We start from the raw sequence: 20,216 nt of genomic DNA on the forward strand, positions 1-20,216 counted from the left end.
CGGCAATATTTGGGCAAATGACAGGCCCATACCCGGAATTCGCGAAAGGTTGCTCAGATGGCAGGAACGGCAGAGGTTTTAGAGACGGTTGATGAAACGATGGACGCCGCCTTGGGGCGGCTTTTTGACCTTCTACGGATGCCCAGCATCTCCACCGATCCGGCCTATGAGGATCACTGCCGGGCCACGGCGGATTGGCTGGTGGCGGAATTGAATGACATAGGATTTGAGGCCAGCCGCCGGGACACGCCCGGTCATCCCATGGTCGTCGCCCACGCGCGCGCCGCCGGGCCGGATGTCCTCTTTTATGGCCATTATGACGTGCAACCCGTTGATCCCCTGTCCCTTTGGGATCACGATCCGTTTGAGCCCCAGATGGAGGAGCGCGACGGCGGCGCGGTGATCCGTGCGCGCGGCGCATCCGACGACAAGGGGCAACTCATGACCTTTGTTGAGGCATGTCGGGCGTGGAAAGCCGTGCATGGCACCCTGCCGGCCAATATCACGATCCTTTTTGAGGGGGAGGAGGAAAGCGGCTCTCCCTCCCTCGTGCCGTTCTTGCGGGAGAACAAGGAGGAGCTTTCGGCGGATCTCGCACTTGTCTGCGATACGGGCATGTGGAACGCGCAAACACCTTCGATCTGCACCTCCCTGCGGGGGCTTTTGGGGGAGGAAATCATCATCACCGGGCCGAACCGCGACCTGCATTCGGGCGCTTATGGTGGCCCCGCGCAAAACCCGATCCGCGTGCTGACGAAGATCCTCGCTAGCTTGCATGACGAGACGGGCCGCGTCACCGTGCCAGGCTTCTATGACGGCGTGCGGCCCGTGTCGAACGCGATGAAGGCGCAATGGGATACCCTTGGTTTCAGCGCGGAGGATTTCCTTGGCAAGGTTGGCCTGTCTGAGCCTGCCGGGGAGCAAGGCTACACTGTGCTGGAGCAGATTTGGGCGCGGCCCACCTGCGAATTCAACGGGATCAGTGGCGGCTATGCCGGGGATGGGTTCAAGACGGTGCTTCCCTCGGAGGCCCGCGCGAAGGTGTCTTTCCGGCTTGTAGGCGAGCAAGACCCCCTCGCCATCCGCGACGCATTCCGCGCACAGGTTCGCGCCATGGTGCCTGCCGATTGCAGCGTCGACTTTCTGGAGCATGGCGCCTCGGGCGGCGTGGCGATGCCCACCGATGACCCCGCTTTTGAACAGGCGCGCGCCGCCCTCAGCGCGGAATGGGGTGGAACGGCAGTGTTTACCGGCGGCGGTGGCTCCATCCCCGTGGTTGGCTATTTCAAGGAGGAGTTGGGCATGGATTCGATGCTCGTCGGCTTCGCGCTCGACGATGACCGTATCCATTCCCCGAACGAAAAATACGCCCTGCGCAGCTTTCACAAGGGCATCCGCAGTTGGGTGCGTATCCTCGCGGCTTTGCGCGACGCCTAAGAGCCGACGCGCCCTGCCCGCCCGCCACGGCGGCGGGGCGGGCTGCTCGCGCGCAATCCTTCGGTGAGTACAGCGGTCATTGGATGATCGGGCTGCGCGGTGCCATATCGGGCGATCAGCCGGGGGATCAAATCCTCCGGTGCACCATTGAGGCGGCCAATGGCCCAATCCACAAAGATGGAGCGACATTCCTCCGGCCCGATTTCCATCTGATAGGCCTCATGGATCAGTCCGCGCGGATCCTCAGGCGGATAATCAGCCAGCCCCATGAACCTCATCCCTTGCACCGGTCAGCGCAGCATCAAGGCTCGCCATCAGCGCGCCCGCATCCCCCGCAACGGAGATATAGCCCAACCCGCTTTCGGCAAGCCCCGCGACGGTCGCGCCGGGAAAGAGCACGGTGCCGGAGCGCAGACCATAGTCCGCAGCGATGCGCGCGACTTCCGCCGCGGCGTCCCGCACCTCTGGCGCGGTGATCGGCAGGCCGCAGGACGCGGCATAATCGGCAGGGCCAAAGAACAGCATCCCCACCCCGTCGATCGCAGCGATCGCTTCGGCATTGGCCAGTCCTTCGACGCTTTCGATCTGGAGCGCGAGCATGTGCCGCTCCGTCTCCTCCGCGGTATATTGCTCCGCGTGTTTGCCGTAGCCCGCTGCCCGGATCACCGATTGCGCCGCACCTCTGACCCCGCGCGGCGGATAGCGGAAATATTGCACCATCCGCTCAGCCTGCTCTGCTGTCTCGACGCGCGGCACCATCACGCCTGCCGCCCCGGAATCGAGGGCGCGCTTGATCTGGCCTTCGGTCCCTTCGGTCACGCGGATAATGGGCATCGTGGGCGTGGATTTCAGCGCCATCATGCACAGCGTTGCCGTCTCCATGCTCATTGGCCCATGCTCAAGGTCGATCACCGTGAAATCAAAGCCGGAGAGGCCGATAATCTCCGCCACGGCGGGGCTTGGCAGATCGAGCCAGCAGCCAAATTTCGTGTCACCCATCATCTTTCTCCCTTAGCCCGCATGGCGGGCGGCTTCTTCAAACAGGATCGCGTGACGCTCCGCCACTTCTGCGGGATCGTCGGAATACCCACCGCCGAGCACACCAACAACGGGCACATCCCGCGCCCGTGCTTGCCCCAGAACAAACGCATCGCGCGCCCGCAATCCCGACAGCGACAGGTTCAACCGCCCCAGCTTATCCCCAGCATAGGGGTCAACGCCCGCATTGTAGAACACGATTTGCGGCTTCACACTGTCCCAAAGCGGCGTCAGCACCGATTTCAGCGTCTCAAGATAGGCCGCGTCCTCCATCCCGTCCGGCAAGGGCACGTCAAGATCGGACGGGCCCTTGCGCACCGGGTAATTCTTTGCCGCATGAAGGGACAAGGTAAACACGCGCGGGTCATTGGCGAATATCCATGCGGTGCCATCGCCCTGATGCACGTCGCAATCCACGATCAGGATGCGCGACACGATCCCGTCATCCAAAAGCGCGCGGGCGGCCACGGCCACATCGTTGAACACGCAAAACCCCGCCCCCTTGGATGGCCCGGCGTGATGCGAGCCACCCGCCGCGTTACACGCGATCCCGTGTTCCAGCGCCAGCCGCGCGGCCAGCGTCGTGCCGGAGGCCGACAGCATCGCGCGGCGCGCGACACGTTCCGTGCCGGGAAGGCCGATCTCCCGCACTTCCTCGGGCCGCAGGCGTTGCGTGATGACCCGCTCAACATAGCCGTAATCATGCACGGCACTCAGCCGCGCGGCGGTCGCGGGCGCAGGGGCGATATAGCCGCCGGGCGCGAGCAGGCCGCGCCGAACTAAGGCCTCTTTCAAATAGCCATATTTCGACATCGGAAAGCGATGACCGGGTTTCAGCGGCGCCATGTAATCGGGGTGATAGACGATGGGCAGGCTCACGGGGCGCGCAGCCTTTCCGCGATGACTTGCGCCGCGTCGCGGGCATATTCGGCAAGGCGGCGTTCGAGTGTGGGTATGTCGTCGCATCCCGTTTCGCGGGTCAAGACGGCGTTCAGCCCGTCACCCGCGTGATCGGGATGGAACCGCCCTTCCACCGCCACACGCGCCACCGCCTGCACATGCAGCATCAGCTGCTGCGCACGAAAGAGGTGCGTGGCCTGCGATGGTGTGAGCCATCCGCATCCTTCAAGCCGGTCAATCGCATCCGGCCCGATGGGCGCGGCCCCAAGGCCATTGAGCAGCACGCCCATCTGCACCAAAAGGTCAATGTCCAAGAGCCGCCCCTGCCCCTGTTTGACCTCCCACGGATCGGCATCCGCCTTGCCATGCGCATCCTGCAGGCGTTGGCGCATGGCGCGCACGTCCTCCGCCACCTTGCCCGCGTCATGCGGTGCTAGCAGCACGTCCCGGATTGCGGCGCGCACATCCGCCGCCAGCGCGTCCTCCCCAGCCAGAACACGCCCCCGACACAGCGCCAGATGCTCCCATGTCCATGCCTCAGACTGCTGATAGCTGACAAATCCGGGGAGGGAGACGGCAACCGGCCCTTGCCGCCCGGATGGGCGCAGGCGCATATCCACCTCATAAAGCGCGCCTTCCGCCGTTGGCACGGTGATGGCCCCGGTCAGGGCACGCGTCAGGCGGGCATAATAGGCACCGGAGGACAGCGGCTTTGGTCCGTTGCTTTCGGCCTCCCCTTGCGCGTCATAGATCATGATGAGGTCAAGATCGGATGTCGCCGTCATCTCTCGTGTACCGAGTTTGCCCATGCCGACAATCGCAATGCCCCGCCCCGGCGGCGCGCCATGTTTGCGCGCGAAATCCGCGATCACATGGGGCAAGAGCGCGCGCAGGGACACATCCGCGATATCGGCAAAAGCCCCTCCGGCCTCCCCGTGGCTTGCCAGCCCCCGCAAAAGGTGCACGCCGACGCGAAACCGCACCTCCTTGTTCCAGCGCCGCACGGTATCCAGCACCGTTTCATAATCGCTGAGCGGATCAAGCCACGCGGTCAGTTCCCGCTCCATCGCCGCGGCATCGGGCAAGGGCCCAAAGAAATCGCGCGCCAGCACCGCGTCAAACACGCCCGAATTGCGCCCCAGATAGCGAGCGAGCCGGGGGGCCGCCGCGCAAATCTCCACCAGAAGATCAAGCAAGGCCCGATTGGCATCCAAGAGAGAGAACACCTGCACACCTGCGGGCAACCGCGTAAGGAACGCATCGAATTGGCGCAACGCGTCATCAGGGTCCGCCGCATCGGAGAGACGGCCAAGGATGTCTGGCCTGAGCCGCTCAAACAACCGTCTTGCCCGATCCGACCGGGTGGCGGGCAGCGCGTACCACCGCTCCACCGTGTCCTTGACGCTGCCGCTGTTGAGGAAGACTTCGGCCTTGTCCGTGGTGGCCTGAGCGGGGGTGGCGGCGTCCGGCTCCGTGATCTTGTGCACCGCTTCCAGTCTGTTGCGCAATTCGCGTTCATAGGCGGCCCTGTCCTCCCATCCGGCAAGGGCGGCGAGCCGCGCCAGTCCTTCGTCCCCGGTGGGGAGTTTATGGGTCTGTGCGTCATCCATCATCTGAACGAGGTGTTCGGTCTGGCGATGCGCCCGATAAGCTTCCGCCAGCGTATCCGCCACATCGGGCTTGAGCCACCCTGCCCGCACGAGTGCCTCAAGGCTTTGCAACGTCTCCCGCCCACGCAGTGACGTGTCGCGCCCGCCGCAGATCAACTGCCGGGTCTGGACGAAAAATTCGATCTCCCGAATACCGCCCCGCCCCAGTTTCATATCATGGCCGGGAATGGTGATCGGCCCCGCGAGCCCCTTATGGCTACGAATGGCGCGGATCATGTTATGCGCGTCCTCAATCGCCGCGAAATCAAGGTGCTTGCGGTAGACGAACGGCGCCATCGACGCGAGAAACGCCCATCCGGCCTGTTTGGCCCCCGCACAAGGCCGCGCCTTGATATAGGCCGCACGTTCCCATGTGCGCCCGACGCTTTCGTAATACCGCTCCGCCGCCGTGATCGACAGGCAGACGGGAGTGACCGACGGATCAGGCCGCAGCCGCAGATCAGTGCGGAAAACGTAGCCATCGGCGGTCACATCGGACAAAAGCTTCATCAGCTTTTTCGTGACACGAACAAAGGCCGCGCGCGCCTCCTGCACATCGGCATCAGCGTAGCGGTCATCATCAAACAGAACGATGAGGTCGATATCAGAGGAATAGTTCAACTCCCCCGCGCCCATTTTGCCCATCGCCAGCACGACCATGCCGCACGCCTCATCAAGATCGGCTTCACTGGCACCCGGCACCTTGTTGCGACGCACTTCATCGGCAAGGAGCGCGCGCAGGCCCTGCTCCACCGCGAAATCGGCAAACTCCGTCAGCCGGTTGGTGACGGTCATCACGGGCCAGATGCCCGACAGATCGCAATAGGCACATAACAGCGCCACGCGCCGTTTCGCCCGGCGCAAGGCAACGCCCATCTCCGCGATGCTGGTAACAGGGCCAAGGGTGAGCGCATCCGCGAAGGCTTCATCAGGTGTGGCCGACAGATGCGCGGACAGCCAGTCATGCTCCCGCAGGATCAGACGGTGCAGATAGCTCGCACTGCCCGCCATTCCCGCGATAACCTGCTGGACCTGCGCCGAGGCATCCGCGAATAACGCGGCGGCCTCCTCTCCGCGCTCTTGGTCAAACGGGATGGGCGCGTGCTCTATATCAGAGGAAAGGCTCACCGCCCCTCATAGCTTGGCTTGCGTTTTTCGAGGAATGCCATGACGCCTTCGGTGAAATCGCGCGTGCGACCGGCCTCTCCCTGCAATTGCGCTTCAAGGCCAAGCTGCTCTTCAAGCGAGTTTTCATAGCTTGCCCGGATCGCCTGTTTGATGCGCGCGTAGGCCTGTGTCGGCCCCTTGGCGAGTTGGGCGGCGCGGGTCTGAATGACATCCGCAAACTCGGCATCGGGCACAGACGCCCAGATCATGCCCCACTCGTCAGCCTGTTTTGCCGTGATCGCATCGGCAAACAGGGCCGCGCCCATCGCTTTTGCAAATCCCGCCGAACGGGGCAGCCAATAGGTGCCGCCTGCATCCGGGATCAGGCCGATCCGCGCGAAGGCTTGCAAAAACACAGCCGATTCCGTGGCGATCACCACATCGCAGGCAAGGGCGAGGTTCGCCCCAGCCCCTGCCGCCGCGCCGTTCACGGCGGCAATCGTCGGGATCGGGCAGGTATAGATCGCCTTCAAGAGCGGCTCATATTCGTCGCGCAGGGTCACCTCAAGGTTAATCTCCGCCGCGTTGCGCGCATCCCCCAAATCCTGACCGGAGCAAAAGCCGCGCCCCGCCCCCGTCAGCACCATCACCCGCGCCTCATCAGGCGCGCGCCGAACGGCATGGAGCAAATCCTTGCGCATCTGGCCTGACAGGCCGTTCATCACTTCGGGCCGGTTGAGGGTGATGCGCGCGATGTTATCGCTCACGTCATATTGGATGGTTTCGTAGGACAATGGCTTTCTCCCCGCGGTTTGTTGGGGCCGACGTTACACGTCGTCATTCTCCTTGAGCAAGGCATCAAGCCGCGCGCGCTCTGCTTCCGTCAGGGTATCTGAGGCACTTTCTGGTCTGCGCCGCCGGATGAAGGCAATCGCGATCCCGCCCCCCAGCAGCAACAGCGCTGGCCCCGCAAGCCAAAGCGCCGCGTTGCCCGCATGAAAACGTGGTTGAAGAAGTACAAATTCGCCATAACGCGCGACCATGAAATCGAGCACTTCCTCATCCGTATCGCCCGCCACCAACCGCTCCCGCACGACGATGCGCAGATCGCGGGCCAATTCGGCGTTGGATAGGTCGATGTTTTCGTTACGGCAGACAAGGCAGCGCAACCCTTCGCTGATCTCCCGCGCGCGCTGCTCCAGCACCGGATCGTCGAGCACTTCATCCGGTTGCACCGCCATGGACGGCGTCGCCCACAGCATCAATGCGATCAAAAGTGCTCTCATTCGGCGGGCACCGCGGCGACGCGGCTCCCTTTCTGCGCCGGTGCCCCAATGCGGAAGCGCCGATCCGTCAGGCTCAGAATGCCGCCGAACGCCATCATCAGCATCCCGACCCACAGCCAATTGGCATAAGGCTTCACCCATGTGCGCACAGCCCATGACCCATCATCCTGTCGATCCCCGAGCGAGATATAAAGGTCACGCGTGATCGACCGATCAATCGCGGCTTCCGTCGTGGGGAAACTTTGCACCGGATAGAACCGCTTTTCAGGGTTGAGGATCGCCACGACCTCCCCATCCTTGAACGCGGTGATCTGCGCCATGTCGGAGATATAGTTTTCGACCCTCGCCCGCTCCACCCCGTCAAAGCGCAGGGTGTAGCCTGCCTTCTCGAACGTGTCGCCGGGGGTCATGGTGCGGATATCTTCGGTCTGCCAGACGGTGATTGTCGCGGCTGCAAACATCAGAATGCCAAGCCCCGAATGCGCCGTGGCCTTACCCCAATCCGCGCGCGGTAGATTGCGCAGGCGGCGGAACGTCTCCCCGCCGCTGACCTGCCCCGCTTTAGCGCGGAACGCGAGGTCGGTTGCGGCCCCCAGCACCAGCCATGTGGCCAGCAGCCCGCCAATGGGCGCGATCATGCCGCCCCCGGTTTGCGTCGCCCAGATGAAACAGCCCACTGCCAAAGACAGCGCAATCGCCCCGGTAAGCGGGCGGATCGTCTTGCCCAGTTTCGCGCGTTTCCACGGCATCATCGCACCAATGGGCAGGATCATCCCGAGGGCGACAAAGAAGGGCGTGAACGCAATGTTAAAGAATGGCGGCCCGACGGAGATTTTGGCCCCCGTCAAAAACTCCGCGATCAAGGGCCAAAGCGTGCCGATAAACACAACGCCCGCCGACACGGCCAACAGCACATTGTTCATCACCAGCGCACTTTCGCGGCTCAGGACACCGAACACCACGTTGGAGCGCAATTCATGCGCCCGCAACGCAAACAGCGTCAGCGCGCCCCCGATGCTCACCGCCAGAATGCCGAGGATGAACATCCCCCGCGTCGGATCGCTCGCGAACGCATGGACCGATGTGATCACGCCCGAGCGAACGATGAACGTCCCGATGAGCGAGAAACTGAAGGCGAGGATCGCCAAGAGGATCGTCCAGCTTTTCAGCGTGTTCCGCTTTTCCGTCACGATGGCGGAATGGAGCAAGGCTGCCGAAATCAGCCATGGCATGAAGGATGCGTTCTCCACCGGATCCCAGAACCACCAGCCGCCCCAGCCGAGCTCATAGTAGGCCCACCATGATCCAAGCCCAATCCCGATCGTCAGGCATACCCAAGCCGCAAGCGCCCATGGCCGGACCCAACGCGCCCATGCGGGCGTGACCTTGCCCTCAATAAGAGCGGCCACGGCAAAACTGAACGTGGTGGAGAGGCCGACATAGCCGATATAAAGGAATGGCGGGTGAAACGCCAAACCGGGGTCTTGCAACAGCGGGTTCAGGTCGTTGCCGTCCATCGGCGGGAATTCCAGCCGCGTGAACGGGTTGGAGGTGAACAGGATGAACGCGTAGAACGCGACACCAACCATGGCCTGCACGCTCAAAACCCGCGCCTTGAGCGTCGGCGGCAGGTTATCGCCCCACCACGCCACCATCGCGCCAAACAGCGCCAATGTCAGCACCCAAAGGAGCAGCGATCCCTCATGATTACCCCAAACGCCCGTGACCTTATAGAGCATCGGCTTATCGGAATGGCTGTTTGCGGCCACCAACTCGACCGAGAAATCGGAGGTGACAAAGGCCCATGTGAGCATCGCAAAGGAAATGCCGACCAGCAGGAACTGCACCTGCGCTGTTGGCACGGAAAACTCCATCCAATCCGCCCAGCGTTTCTGCGCCCCGATCAGCGGCACGATGCTTTGCGCAATGGCAACGATGGCTGCGAGGATCAGCGCGTAATGGCCTAATTCAGCGGTCATGGATCGTCCCCTTTTCTCTATCGGTAAGGATAGGGGAAATCGGGGGAAACACAATGAAGCGCGGGCGGTTATCCCGCCCTGCGCGGCAACTGGTCACGCAATGGTGACGGGCCTAGCGCCCGGTGAGCGCCTGCACGATGGGATTGGCATCGGTTTGCGGGGCGGATTGGGGCTGGCGCGCGCGCACATGGTGCAATTCGCGAGCGCCGAAATAGAAGGACACCACCGCGCCCATCAGCCACCAAAGCGGCTCAGGGACCGCCGCGAGCCCTTGCATCCGGGCCGCAAACGCCACCGGATCGGCCATCGCATACACAAACAGCGCCAGCGTGCCAAAAGCCATGGTCGGGCGCGGCAGGCGGTTCAACCCATTGACGAAACTATCAAACCAGCCTGCCGGAGGATGGGCAAACTCCCCCGCGAATTGGCTTTGCGCCCCTTTCAGGATGTCGTGCCGGGCCTGCATCGCGGCGGTCCGGTTTTCGGTATAGACCTCCGCCACGCCCTCCACCGCCGCACCGACGCCGCGGGCGACCTCCCCCAAACCGAACAGTCGTGTGATTATCCCCATGATGCGATCCTCCGTGCATGGGCTGCGGGGCTGAGATGCCATGGCGGGGAGAGGAACGCCTCCGCCCGCGTGATCCACCCCCCCTTGCCGCCATCGCGCCGCCGGACATATTTGCGGCTTGCCGGGCGCGCATCGGCCAGACGGTAGTAATAGCGTCGCCGCTCGATCCCGTAGGCATCGCGCAGCACCTCCCCGCCGATCCGGTCATGCACGCGATGTGCCGCCGCGAAGCTGCGCGGACCCAAAATCCCATCTTCGACAAGCACTTCGCCAAGGTCATTGAGAAGGGATTGCAACAAAATAAAGGCCTGCCGCCCCGCATGGACATGCATGTCATAGACGCTGGGCTGTATCGCTTCGGGCAGGCGACCAATGCCGGGGCGGGTGTAATACTCATCCTCGAACAGCGCTCCGGCCTCATCCCGGCTAAGCGCGCGAACGTCCGCTTTCGTCACGATCTCATCGCCGTTGAGGTCAAGTCCAAGGCGGCGCATTGTGTGGATCGTCACGCCATGATTGGTCGCGCCGCCAGGATCGTCAGGATCGTCGACATAGCCGCCCTCCCGATCCAGAATCTCTTCGGTGATCTGCGAAACAGACTGCATCAAGCACCCCCTGCCATGTGTGAACATTGGCGGGCAGGTATTTCAAATTTGTCTTAAATTGCCGTTAGCGCGCGGTCAGTTGGCGTAGTCGTTCTTGTAAAGACCCTGCTCCTTGAGCGCGTCGGCGACCTCTTTGGGCATATAGTCCTCGTCATGGCGCGCAAGCACTTCGGTGGCCACGAACACACCATCGCGGATCTGCCCGGTGAGGATGGTGCCCTGCCCCTCGCGGAACAGATCGGGCACGATGCCTTCATACACGGCGGGGAAATCCATGCTCGTGTCGGTCACGACAAAGGCGTGCATTTGCCCCTTTTGCCATGTCCCCTCTTTCACCAAACCGCCAAGGCGGAACACTTCGCCCTCTCGCGGGGGATCGCTGAACACGTCAGATGGGCTGCGGAAGAACTGCCCCCCCTCGCCAATCGCAAAAATCGTCAGCCCCGTGGCCACGACCATCATCGACAGGCCCAAAATGACCAGCGTTATCCTGCGTTTTTTGCGAAGCGTTGCCATGGATGCTTTTCCTTACCGACTGCCCTTATATCGCGCAGAACAGTGCCGGTTTTAACCCCCTGCGACATTTTGAGAAGCGTGCCGTTCCTCGAACTCATACCCGTAGGACAGATCCTCAATAGGGTCGGGCGACAGCCGGTAGGTTTCTTCCCGCAGAAAATCCATCAGGGCCCGCGCATTCTTGGCACGGGCGGCGATCTCCTCTGCCTTGATCGGATCACCGATCACCACGGGCACCTTCTTGTTCAGGCGGGTGCGGAATTCGTTGATCAACAGGCCAAGCCGCAAATTTGGGTGCAGATGGCTGGCAATCTGGAACCGGCGGGAGTTTGAGCCGTCGAAATAGATCGGCACGACCGTTGCCCCGGATTTGGCGATCATCTTTGCAGTGAATGTGCGCCAGCCCGGGTCCATCGCGCGCCCGCCCAAGGGCTTTTTTGCCGTCGATACGGTGCCGCCGGGAAACACCCCGATACAGCCGCCGCCCGCCAGATAGCTCAATGCGGTCTTGCGTGTGGCAAGGTTGAGAGCCACCGCTTCGCGTGTTTCATCAAAGCTGACGGGTAGAATTACCCGCTCCAGATCGCTTGCCTTGCAAAACACGGAATTGGCCAGAATGCGGAAATCGCCACGGGTCTGTTGCAGGATATGACCCAGCATAAGCCCGTCCAGAATGCCGAACGGGTGGTTCGAGATGACGATGAGCGGCCCCTCTGCCGGCATCGCCGTGAGCGCGCCGCCGCGCACATCCAGGCCAAGCTGATAGCGCTCGATCATCACTTCCCAAAAGGATCGCCCGGCGGCCACCTCATGCTCATAGCCGCGCGCCATACGAATGAGCCGTTGCCGCCCTGTGAGGTTTTCCAGCGTCCGGATCATAAACCGGCCACCCCGCGTCTCCGCGGAACTGGCATAGGAAATATCGCGTGCGGCGCGAGAGTCAGGCATGATGACGAGCAAAAACCCCAATTGCGTCTGCTGTCATTCGCACACTTGCCCGGTCAGGTGAAGAAAAATCAACGTGAATGGGCCGTATCTGTGTCCGCTGGATGAAATTCTGGAGGATGTTGACACGACTTGCCCCCGCCGCAGCTAAGGATCGCGCGAGCCTTGGATCTTTCAAAGAGATCGAAGTGTTAGTCCCGCTGGAACCGCTGGACGGGGCCCCGACACGCAGCCAGACCGATGATATCGGGACCCCCGCAAATCCACCTTGCTCAGTGCTGCGCCACGTACGGACTGGCTTAGATCATCATATTGCGCGGATCGGCGATCAGGCGCGCATAATGGGTCACAAACCGTGCCGCATCCGCGCCGTTAATCACACGATGATCATAGGACAGGCTGAGCGGAACCATCGGAACAGGACGCGGCGTATCGTCCTCCCAAATAGTCACTGTTTCAGATCGTGTGATCCCGAGAATGGCAACCTCGGGTGGATTCACAATGGGTGTGAAGGCCGTGCCGCCGATGCCGCCCAGATTGGTGATGGTCATGGATGCGCCACCCATTTCATCTGGTCCAACCTTGCGGGCATTGGCGCGTGTGGCGAGGTCCGTGATCTCCGCGGCAATATGCCAAAGCCCCTTGGTATCCGCATCACGGATCACCGGCACCATCAACCCGTGCGGCGTATCAACAGCAATGCCGATATGCACATAGTCCTTGAGCACCAACACTTTTCCATCCGCAGACAACGACGCGTTGAACCGAGGGAAAGCGCGTAATGCAAGGGCAAGCGCCGCGACGTGAAAGGCAAGGGCCGTCAACTTTACACCGCGTTGCGCCGCCTCTGCCTTCCACGAGGTCCGTAGCGACTCGATCATGCTGATATCGGCACGATCATGATGGGTCACTGCTGGGATCAGCGACTGCGCTGCCGCCAGATTGTTCGCGGCAACCTGCGCAAAGCGGCTCATCGGCTCCTCGTTCACTGGGCCATATTGGCTGTGATCCACATTCCAATAGGACGTGGCATCCGCGGCCTTTGGCGCCGCACCGCCGGATTTGCTCCCTCGGGTGATATCCTCCGGCCCAATGGTGCTGCGGCCCAATTTTTCGCCCAATGCGTCGATATCGATACCCTGTTCACGGGCGAGCCGACGGGTCGAAGGGCTTGCAATAATCTCTGACATGGAGTGTCCCCTTACCAACTGGCCGAAATATATTGTGTTTCCATGAACTCAAGCATGCCCTCATGGCCACCTTCGCGCCCAAGACCGGACTGTTTTGTGCCGCCAAATGGCGCGGCCGGATCGCTGACGAGACCGCGATTGAGGCCGACCATCCCATAGTCAAGCTTTTCGCAGACTTGCAAAGCACGTTTGAAATCACCCGAAAACACATAGGCAACGAGGCCATATTCCGTGTCATTGGCGCGGCGGATCACGTCGTTTTGGTCGCGGAAGGTCTGAATCGCGGCAACGGGCCCAAAAATCTCATCCCGCACGCATTCAGCATTTTCCGGAACATTCGACAGGACCGTCGGTGGATAGAAGAAGCCTGTTCCTTCCGGCACGACACCGCCACATTCGATTTTAGCCCCTTTTGCAACCGCATCTGCGACGAATTCAGCCACCTTGTCGCGAGTGTCCGCATTCACCAGCGCGCCCACATCGACGCTTGGGTCGGTGCCATCGCCAACTTTAAGCGCCGACATGCGTTGGCTCAGCCGTTTGGTAAATTCTTCGGCAATATCCTCATGCACATAAATCCGGTTGGCTGCGGTGCAGGCTTCGCCCAGATTGCGCATTTTTGCCAGCATCGTTCCTTCGATTGCGACATCCATCTCCGCATCTTCAAAAACGACAACGGGGGCGTTGCCGCCCAATTCCATCGCCGGTTTCAGAACTTGGTCAGCGGCTCCTTTCAGCAGCGTCCGACCAACACCCGTTGACCCAGTAAAGCTGACAACCCGCACGCGCGGATCATGCATCATATGATCGACCAAGGCGCCAGTGCGCTTCGATGGCAAGACGTTGACCAACCCTGCGGGCACACCCGCCTCTTCAAGGAGGGGCATGAGCGCCAACATGGTCAGCGGCGTCTCGGACGCGGGTTTGATGATGACACCACACCCGGCCGCGAGGGCTGGCGCAATCTTGCGTGTCCCCATGGCCGCTGGGTAGTTCCACGGTGTCACCAAGACCGCTAACCCCGCCGGTTTATGCTGCACGACGATCCGCGCGCCAGAGGCAGGGGCGTGGGTAATCATGCCGTCCGCGCGCACGGCCTCCTCTGCAAACCATCGGAAGAATTCCGCAGCATACGTGGCTTCCCCTTTTGCGTCCGCGCCTGCTTTGCCGTTTTCCAGGGTGATGATGTGCGCAAACTCATCAAGACGGGCCGTCATCAATTCCCAAGCTTTGCGCAGCACTTCGGATCGTTCGCGCGGTGTGCGCGCCGCCCAATCGGCCATCGCGCGTTCGGCGGCATCAAGCGCTTTGTCAGCATCCGCGATATCCGCTGAGGCCACCGAAGCGAGCACCTCCTCGGTTGCGGGATTGATCACGTCGAAACGATCCGCGGATTTGCACCATGAGCCGTCGATATAAAGATCGGTATAGTCCATTTTGTCCCCCAAGGGTCAGAGCAGGTGGCGGAGCGGGTGTTCCATCCGGCCTGCAAATTCGGTTAGAAAGGTGATTGCGGTCCGCGCGTCCATCTGGTCGGCTGCGCATTCGAGCGTCAGGGTCTGCCCGCCATCGCCACTATCCATCAGCGTCAGTACGGGCGTCTCCTCCCCGCCGATCGCGACAGTGCGGAGCGCCGTACCACGCAGGTCGCGCACGGTGATGGTTGCTGGCTGATCGGTTTCAGTGATCAGCGAAAGGGCCTTTGTCCCGGCACTGAACTGACGGGTTTCGCCAAACCGCTCAATCGCGACAACGGCGGAGCGGCCGAGGCTCGCGCCCGCAAGGCCCGCGAGCAATTGGTCGGCATCTTTTAAGTCATGCGTCTTTGCCGCCCATGCCGCGAATGCGTCAAAACCGCTTGTTACGATTTGCGCTGTCATCACGCGCGACGCTGCACCGGTCGGTGCTGCTTTGGTCGTTTCTTCTGCTGGCATGTTTCGCAGCGTATCGAGATCCCTCACATGGAAGGGCTGCGGGTGCCCCGCCTCAAGCAGGCGGTTCAAGTCGAGACCTTGCTCCAGAGCCAGACGGCGCGCCTTGGGTGATGCAAGCACGCGGCTATTGGGATCGGCCGTTGGCGCAGCTTTCGCTGGCGCCCTACTCTCCTCAATCGGTGCCGTGGTCGGGACTGTTGCACCCTCCGCCGCGGGCGCGGGGGCTTGAGCGGCATCGTTTACAGACCGGGCCACCGGATTGCCGGGTTTATCAGCGGAGATGATCGCAACGGCCTGTCCGACAGGGATCGCTTCGCCGGCTTCGGCAAGCGTTGCGGCAAGGTAACCCGCGGCGCCCGCCTCCACCTCCATTGTGCTTTTGTCAGTCTCGACTTCGAACAACACGTCGTCCGCAGCCACTTCGTCGCCCGGTGCTTTCAGCCAATTGACGAGGATACCTGAATCTTGCGCCATGCCGAGTTGTGGCATCGTGACGGATTTGCCGTCGGGCAGATCATCTGCGTCAGGCGTAGATGCTTCGGGTGTTGAAGCCTGTGTTTCGGTTGTCGAGGGCGGCGTTTCTTCGTCCTCGTCGGCACTTTCAGAAATACGCGCGATCACGGCCCCGACGGGCACGTCTTCGCCCTCGCCCGCTTTGACACCTGTAAGGTAACCGTTCGCTTGGGCTTCGACCTCCATCGTGGCTTTGTCGGTTTCGACCTCAAACAGGGCGTCGCCCTTGGCGACCGCGTCGCCGGGCGATTTGAACCACGAGACGATCTTGCCCGCGTCCTGCGCCATGCCGAGTTGGGGCATTGTGACGTCATGCGGCATGGATCAACTCTCCGCTACAGAGTTTGCGGGCGGTCTCAACCACACCTTCCGGTGTTGGCACGGTGATGTCCTCCAGCGCGGGGCTGAACGGGATTGGCACATCCATGGCCCCCATCCGCACCACGGGCGCGTCAAGGTGATAGAAGGCCTTTTCATTCAGGCGTGACGCGATTTCCGAGGTGACACCATAGCTTTGATGGCCCTCGTCGATCACAATGGCACGGCTGGTTTTCTTGACGCTCTCGATCAACGTCGCCTCGTCAAGCGGCACGATGGTGCGCGGGTCGATCACCTCTGCCTCGATGCCTTCTTTCGATAGAATATCAGCGGCCTTTTCAGCCACTTGAACCATCGAGGAGGTGGCGATCAGCGTGATGTCTTTCCCCTCACGCTTGATGTTCGCCTCACCAAAGGGGATCAGATACTCTTCCTCCGGCACGGGAGCCTTGTCTTGATACATCAGCTTGTCTTCGAAGATGACGACCGGGTTGTTGTCGCGGATTGCAGTCTTGAGCAGTCCTTTTGCCTCATAGGCAGAGGACGGCATCGCTACCTTTAGCCCCGGAATATGGGCGACCAATGCTTGCAATGACTGGCTGTGTTGCGCAGCAGAGCGACGGGTGGCGCCCATATTCGTGCGCAACACCAAGGGCACATTGAGCTTTCCACCCGACATATAGTGTGTCTTTGCCGCCTGATTGCAAAGCTGGTCCATGATGAGGAAAATGAAGTCTCCAAACATCAGGTCCACAATCGGGCGCGCGCCTGTCATGGCGGCGCCCACCGCTATTCCCATGAACCCCGGCTCCGAAATCGGCGTGTCGATCACGCGGTCCGTACCAAATTCCTCGACGAGCCCCGACAGGACTTTGAACGGCGTCCCGGCCTCAGCCACGTCCTCTCCGATGATGAATGTTGTCGGGTCGCGGCGCAGTTCTTCGGCCAGTGCCTCGTTCACGGCTTGGGATAAGGTAATCTCTCTCATATCGTTCTCTCCTCAATCCGCGAAAACGTGCATATCGACTTCGGATATGTCGGGATATTTTGCGGCCTCGGCATAGGAGACGGCATCTGCGGCGTCATTCTCGATCTCTGCATTCATCGCTTCGATCTCATCCTCGGTGGCGATGCCCTGCTCCACCAGCCAGCCACGGAAGCGGATGATCGGATCGCGGTTTTCCTTCCAATCCTTTTCCTCATCCTTGGAGCGGTAATACTCTCGATTGATGTCTCCGACGTGGTGGCCATGGTAGCGGTAGGTTTCGAGTTCGATGAAAAATGGGCCTTCGCCCTTGCGGCACCGGGCCACGAGCTTCTGGGTCAATTCGTTGACGGCCAGAACATCCTGACCATCGACCTTGAAGGCCTCGATGCCAAAAGCTTCGGCGCGGGCGGTGATGGAGCCGGCGGCGATCTCTTCGGTCTTGGTGTATTCGGAATACCCGTTGTTTTCGCACGCATAAATGACTGGCAAGTTCCAAAGGGCTGCCATGTTCATCACCTCGTACAACAACCCTTGTGCAGTTGCGCCGTCCCCAAAGAAGCAGACCGTCACGTCGTCATGTCCCTGCAACTTGGCCCGAAGTGCCGACCCGGTCGCGATACCCATCGAGCCGCCAACGATGGCATTGGCGCCAAGGTTGCCGTGGCTTTGATCAGCGATGTGCATCGAGCCGCCTTTGCCACGGCAATAGCCTTCTTCCTTACCGAGCAATTCACAAAACATCTGTTTGAATTCAGCGCCCTTTGCGACGCAATGCCCGTGCCCCCGGTGGGTTGATGTGATGCGGTCATTGTCGGTCAATGCTTCGCAGATACCCACGGCGACGGCTTCTTCGCCGGAATACATATGGGTCAACCCTGGCATTTTGGCCGAGAGGTAGAGTTGGTTGGCGTTATCCTCGAACGTGCGGATCCGCACCATCTGACGATACATGCGCAGGTAGTCGTCCGAATTGGATTTGGTTGTTTTCTTGGCGGCGCTCATAGCGGTCATCCTTTGGTGATCGGCCCGGCGACGGATGTCGCCGCCGGGTGTTGCGCGTCAGTAACGATTGGCGATGGGCAGTTCTTCGGCTGGGAAGAGGCTGATCACTTCGCACCCGGTTTCGGTCACGACGACCTCCTCCTCGATCCGCGCGGCGGAATACCCGTCCGCGGCAGGGCAGTATGTCTCCAGCGCGAACACCATGCCGGTCTGGATCTCCATCGGGTGATCGAGGCTGATGGCCCGGCTGATGATTGGCCGCTCGTGTAAGGCAAGCCCAAGCCCATGCCCGAATTGCAGGCCAAATGCCGCGTCCTCATTGGGAAAACCGAGGCTTTCGGCAGTAGGCCAAACCTCTGCCACCTTGTCGGTCGTGACACCCGGTTTGATCATCGCGATAGAGGCATCAATCCATTCGCGTGCCTTTACATAAGCGTCGTTTTGCGCGGGCGTGGCCCGGCCCACATTGAATGTGCGGTAATAACAGGTCCGATATCCCTGATAACTTTGCAGAATATCAAAGAATGCCTGATCACCTGGGCGGATCAATCGATCCGTGAAGTTATGGGGGTGCGGATTGCAGCGCTCGCCGGAAATGGCATTGATTGCCTCCACATCGTCGGAGCCCATTTCATAGAGCATCTTGTTCGACAGCGCGACGATATCGCTTTCCCGCACACCCGGTTTCAGTTCCTCATAGATCATATGATAGACACCATCGACCATCGCGGCCGCTTGGGTCAGAAGCTGGATTTCGTCCCAGTTCTTGATCTCACGCGCGGCCAGCATGATTTGCTGCCCGTCAACCACGTTGATGCCTTCTTCGCGCAGGGCGTGGAACATTGCGGTTTCGGCATAATCAACGCCCACGGGCATGTCCGCCATGCCTGCTTCCTTGATCAGACGGGCAATTTCCTTGGCGTATTTCTGCATCAAGCCGAATTCGGGCGGGATTGTGCCCCGCATCCCGACCACACCGGCAAGACAGTGATCCGGCTCCAACCAGTCGGAATGCCGCTTATGGTGCATCGCAGCCGAGCCGAAATCCCACACATACGGGCTGTCATCCCCTGTCAGCAGGCAGAACCGGCACATCTTGTCCCGCTCCCATTCGCCGATCTTGGTCGCACTGACATATCGGATATTGTTCACATCGAACAAAAGCAGAGTACCTGCATTGGAATTCTGCAAGGCTTGCCGCGTCCGGGCGAGGCGGTAGCGACGCAACCGATCATGGTCAATCCGCCGCTCAAAATCGACGGAGTTGTGCCCCCATGCCGGAATGCGCTCCCGCCATTCCCAATTGGGTTCCAGATCCTGTGGTGTGAGCATATTCGGCATAAGTGCGCGTGACATGAAAAACTCCTCCCGGATGCGCCGCGCGCACCCGTTTTGATTGAAATATTAGGGATTTAGCGGGTTACTTCGTGACCCAACCACCATCGATGGAGATCATCTGACCCGTCATGTAGTCGCTGTCATTTGACGCGAGGAAGGACGCCGTACCGATGATATCCTTCGGGTAGGAGACGCGTTTGATCACAAGGTTATTGTCAACGATGTCGTCATAGGCCTGCCCGGCCCGCTCCTTGAAACCGATCTCCACAAGGTCCTTGTCGAGCTGTTCCCAAAGCGGCGTGACCACAACGCCGGGCGCATATCCGTTTACGGTGATATTATGCTCCGCCAACCCAAGGGCCCCACATTCCGTCAACGCAAGGCAGCCATATTTCGAGGTGCAGTAAACGGTCACATCCACCAACGGCTTGCGCGATGCGATCGAACCCACATTGATGAGTTTATAGGGGTGATCCTCCATCGGACCTTGGGCAATCATTTGGCGGGCGGTTTCCTGCATACCAAGCCACATCGCCTTGGTATTGACGTTCATGATCAGATCCCAGTTGTCCTCATCAATATCCATGAAGAAGCGTGGTTTATTGAGACCGGCGTTAAAGAGACCCACATTGACGGAGCCGAACGCCTCAACCGTGGCTGCCACCGCTGCGGCGTTGTCCTCCCGCTTGGTGACGTCCATCGTGACTGCAATCGCCTTGCCGTTGCCCTCCGCATTGATCTTGTCCGCCACCTTCTGTGCTTCGGAACCATCCAAATCACCAAGGCAGACATTTGCGCCTTGAGCGGCAAAGGCCTCGGCATTGGCCGCACCCATACCGCGCGCGGCACCAGTGATCAGGATATTTTTTCCTTTGAGGCGATTGGGGTCCATGGTTTCCT

At 60.8% G+C, this 20,216-nt stretch carries 19 protein-coding genes; 1 reads left to right on the forward strand and 18 read right to left on the reverse strand.

Features of this window, described 5'->3' with window-relative positions:
- Positions 1–57 precede the first annotated feature (57 nt).
- On the forward strand, positions 58–1,437 hold the full coding sequence (locus tag FHS89_RS04275; protein WP_184008875.1) for a dipeptidase: 1,380 nt from the start codon (positions 58–60) through the stop codon (positions 1,435–1,437).
- Here FHS89_RS04275 and FHS89_RS04280 read toward each other — a convergent pair.
- The 18 genes from FHS89_RS04280 to FHS89_RS04360 all read right to left on the reverse strand — a co-directional run bounded on the left by FHS89_RS04280 (position 1,434) and on the right by FHS89_RS04360 (position 20,208).
- Positions 1,434–1,706, reverse strand: coding sequence for a hypothetical protein (locus FHS89_RS04280; protein WP_184008877.1), 273 nt, complete (start codon positions 1,704–1,706; stop codon positions 1,434–1,436). The two genes, FHS89_RS04275 and FHS89_RS04280, sit on opposite strands and share 4 nt — an antisense overlap.
- Positions 1,693–2,436 (reverse strand): HpcH/HpaI aldolase family protein, encoded by a 744-nt coding sequence (locus FHS89_RS04285; protein WP_184008879.1) that lies wholly within the window; start codon positions 2,434–2,436, stop codon positions 1,693–1,695. The genes FHS89_RS04280 and FHS89_RS04285 overlap by 14 nt, the downstream gene beginning before the upstream one ends.
- A gap of 12 nt (positions 2,437–2,448) precedes the next feature.
- Entirely contained in the window at positions 2,449–3,354 is a 906-nt protein-coding gene (locus tag FHS89_RS04290; RefSeq protein ID WP_221229249.1) for an arginase family protein, read from the reverse strand.
- Complete coding sequence (locus FHS89_RS04295; protein WP_184008883.1) at positions 3,351–6,152, reverse strand: bifunctional [glutamine synthetase] adenylyltransferase/[glutamine synthetase]-adenylyl-L-tyrosine phosphorylase; 2,802 nt, start codon at positions 6,150–6,152, stop codon at positions 3,351–3,353. The genes FHS89_RS04290 and FHS89_RS04295 overlap by 4 nt, the downstream gene beginning before the upstream one ends.
- On the reverse strand, positions 6,149–6,925 hold the full coding sequence (locus tag FHS89_RS04300) for an enoyl-CoA hydratase-related protein (RefSeq protein WP_184008885.1): 777 nt from the start codon (positions 6,923–6,925) through the stop codon (positions 6,149–6,151). The genes FHS89_RS04295 and FHS89_RS04300 overlap by 4 nt, the downstream gene beginning before the upstream one ends.
- Positions 6,926–6,958: 33 nt before the next feature.
- On the reverse strand, positions 6,959–7,417 hold the full coding sequence (locus FHS89_RS04305; RefSeq protein ID WP_184008887.1) for a cytochrome c-type biogenesis protein: 459 nt from the start codon (positions 7,415–7,417) through the stop codon (positions 6,959–6,961).
- On the reverse strand, positions 7,414–9,396 hold the full coding sequence (locus tag FHS89_RS04310) for a heme lyase CcmF/NrfE family subunit (RefSeq protein ID WP_184008889.1): 1,983 nt from the start codon (positions 9,394–9,396) through the stop codon (positions 7,414–7,416). Before FHS89_RS04310 ends, FHS89_RS04305 begins: the two co-directional genes overlap by 4 nt.
- Before the next feature lie 112 nt (positions 9,397–9,508).
- Positions 9,509–9,967, reverse strand: a complete 459-nt coding sequence (locus tag FHS89_RS04315; protein WP_184008891.1) for a holin family protein — start codon at positions 9,965–9,967, stop codon at positions 9,509–9,511.
- Positions 9,958–10,572 carry a holin-associated N-acetylmuramidase gene (locus FHS89_RS04320; protein ID WP_184008893.1) on the reverse strand — a complete coding sequence of 205 codons (615 nt, stop codon included), beginning with the start codon at positions 10,570–10,572 and terminating at the stop codon, positions 9,958–9,960. Before FHS89_RS04320 ends, FHS89_RS04315 begins: the two co-directional genes overlap by 10 nt.
- A 75-nt stretch (positions 10,573–10,647) precedes the next feature.
- On the reverse strand, positions 10,648–11,088 hold the full coding sequence (ccmE, locus tag FHS89_RS04325) for a cytochrome c maturation protein CcmE (protein ID WP_184008895.1): 441 nt from the start codon (positions 11,086–11,088) through the stop codon (positions 10,648–10,650).
- 51 nt (positions 11,089–11,139) lie between these two features.
- On the reverse strand, positions 11,140–12,036 hold the full coding sequence (locus tag FHS89_RS04330) for a lysophospholipid acyltransferase family protein (protein ID WP_184008897.1): 897 nt from the start codon (positions 12,034–12,036) through the stop codon (positions 11,140–11,142).
- A 296-nt stretch (positions 12,037–12,332) separates the two neighbouring features.
- On the reverse strand, positions 12,333–13,223 hold the full coding sequence (locus FHS89_RS04335; RefSeq protein ID WP_184008899.1) for a 2-oxo acid dehydrogenase subunit E2: 891 nt from the start codon (positions 13,221–13,223) through the stop codon (positions 12,333–12,335).
- Between the two features lie 11 nt (positions 13,224–13,234).
- A complete protein-coding gene (locus tag FHS89_RS04340) occupies positions 13,235–14,659 on the reverse strand; it encodes an NAD-dependent succinate-semialdehyde dehydrogenase (protein WP_184008901.1) in 1,425 nt (474 codons plus the stop codon).
- A gap of 15 nt (positions 14,660–14,674) precedes the next feature.
- Positions 14,675–15,991, reverse strand: a complete 1,317-nt coding sequence (locus FHS89_RS04345) for a biotin/lipoyl-containing protein (protein ID WP_184008903.1) — start codon at positions 15,989–15,991, stop codon at positions 14,675–14,677.
- Complete coding sequence (locus FHS89_RS16175; protein WP_221229250.1) at positions 15,981–16,976, reverse strand: alpha-ketoacid dehydrogenase subunit beta; 996 nt, start codon at positions 16,974–16,976, stop codon at positions 15,981–15,983. Before FHS89_RS16175 ends, FHS89_RS04345 begins: the two co-directional genes overlap by 11 nt.
- A gap of 12 nt (positions 16,977–16,988) precedes the next feature.
- Positions 16,989–17,978, reverse strand: coding sequence for a thiamine pyrophosphate-dependent dehydrogenase E1 component subunit alpha (locus tag FHS89_RS16180; protein WP_221229252.1), 990 nt, complete (start codon positions 17,976–17,978; stop codon positions 16,989–16,991).
- Positions 17,979–18,035: 57 nt separating this feature from the next.
- Entirely contained in the window at positions 18,036–19,334 is a 1,299-nt protein-coding gene (locus FHS89_RS04355; RefSeq protein WP_184008905.1) for a M24 family metallopeptidase, read from the reverse strand.
- 64 nt (positions 19,335–19,398) lie between these two features.
- Entirely contained in the window at positions 19,399–20,208 is an 810-nt protein-coding gene (locus FHS89_RS04360; protein ID WP_184008907.1) for an SDR family NAD(P)-dependent oxidoreductase, read from the reverse strand.
- Positions 20,209–20,216 lie beyond the last annotated feature (8 nt).

Source organism: Rubricella aquisinus, assembly GCF_014199445.1.
GTDB classification, from domain to species: domain Bacteria; phylum Pseudomonadota; class Alphaproteobacteria; order Rhodobacterales; family Rhodobacteraceae; genus Rubricella; species Rubricella aquisinus.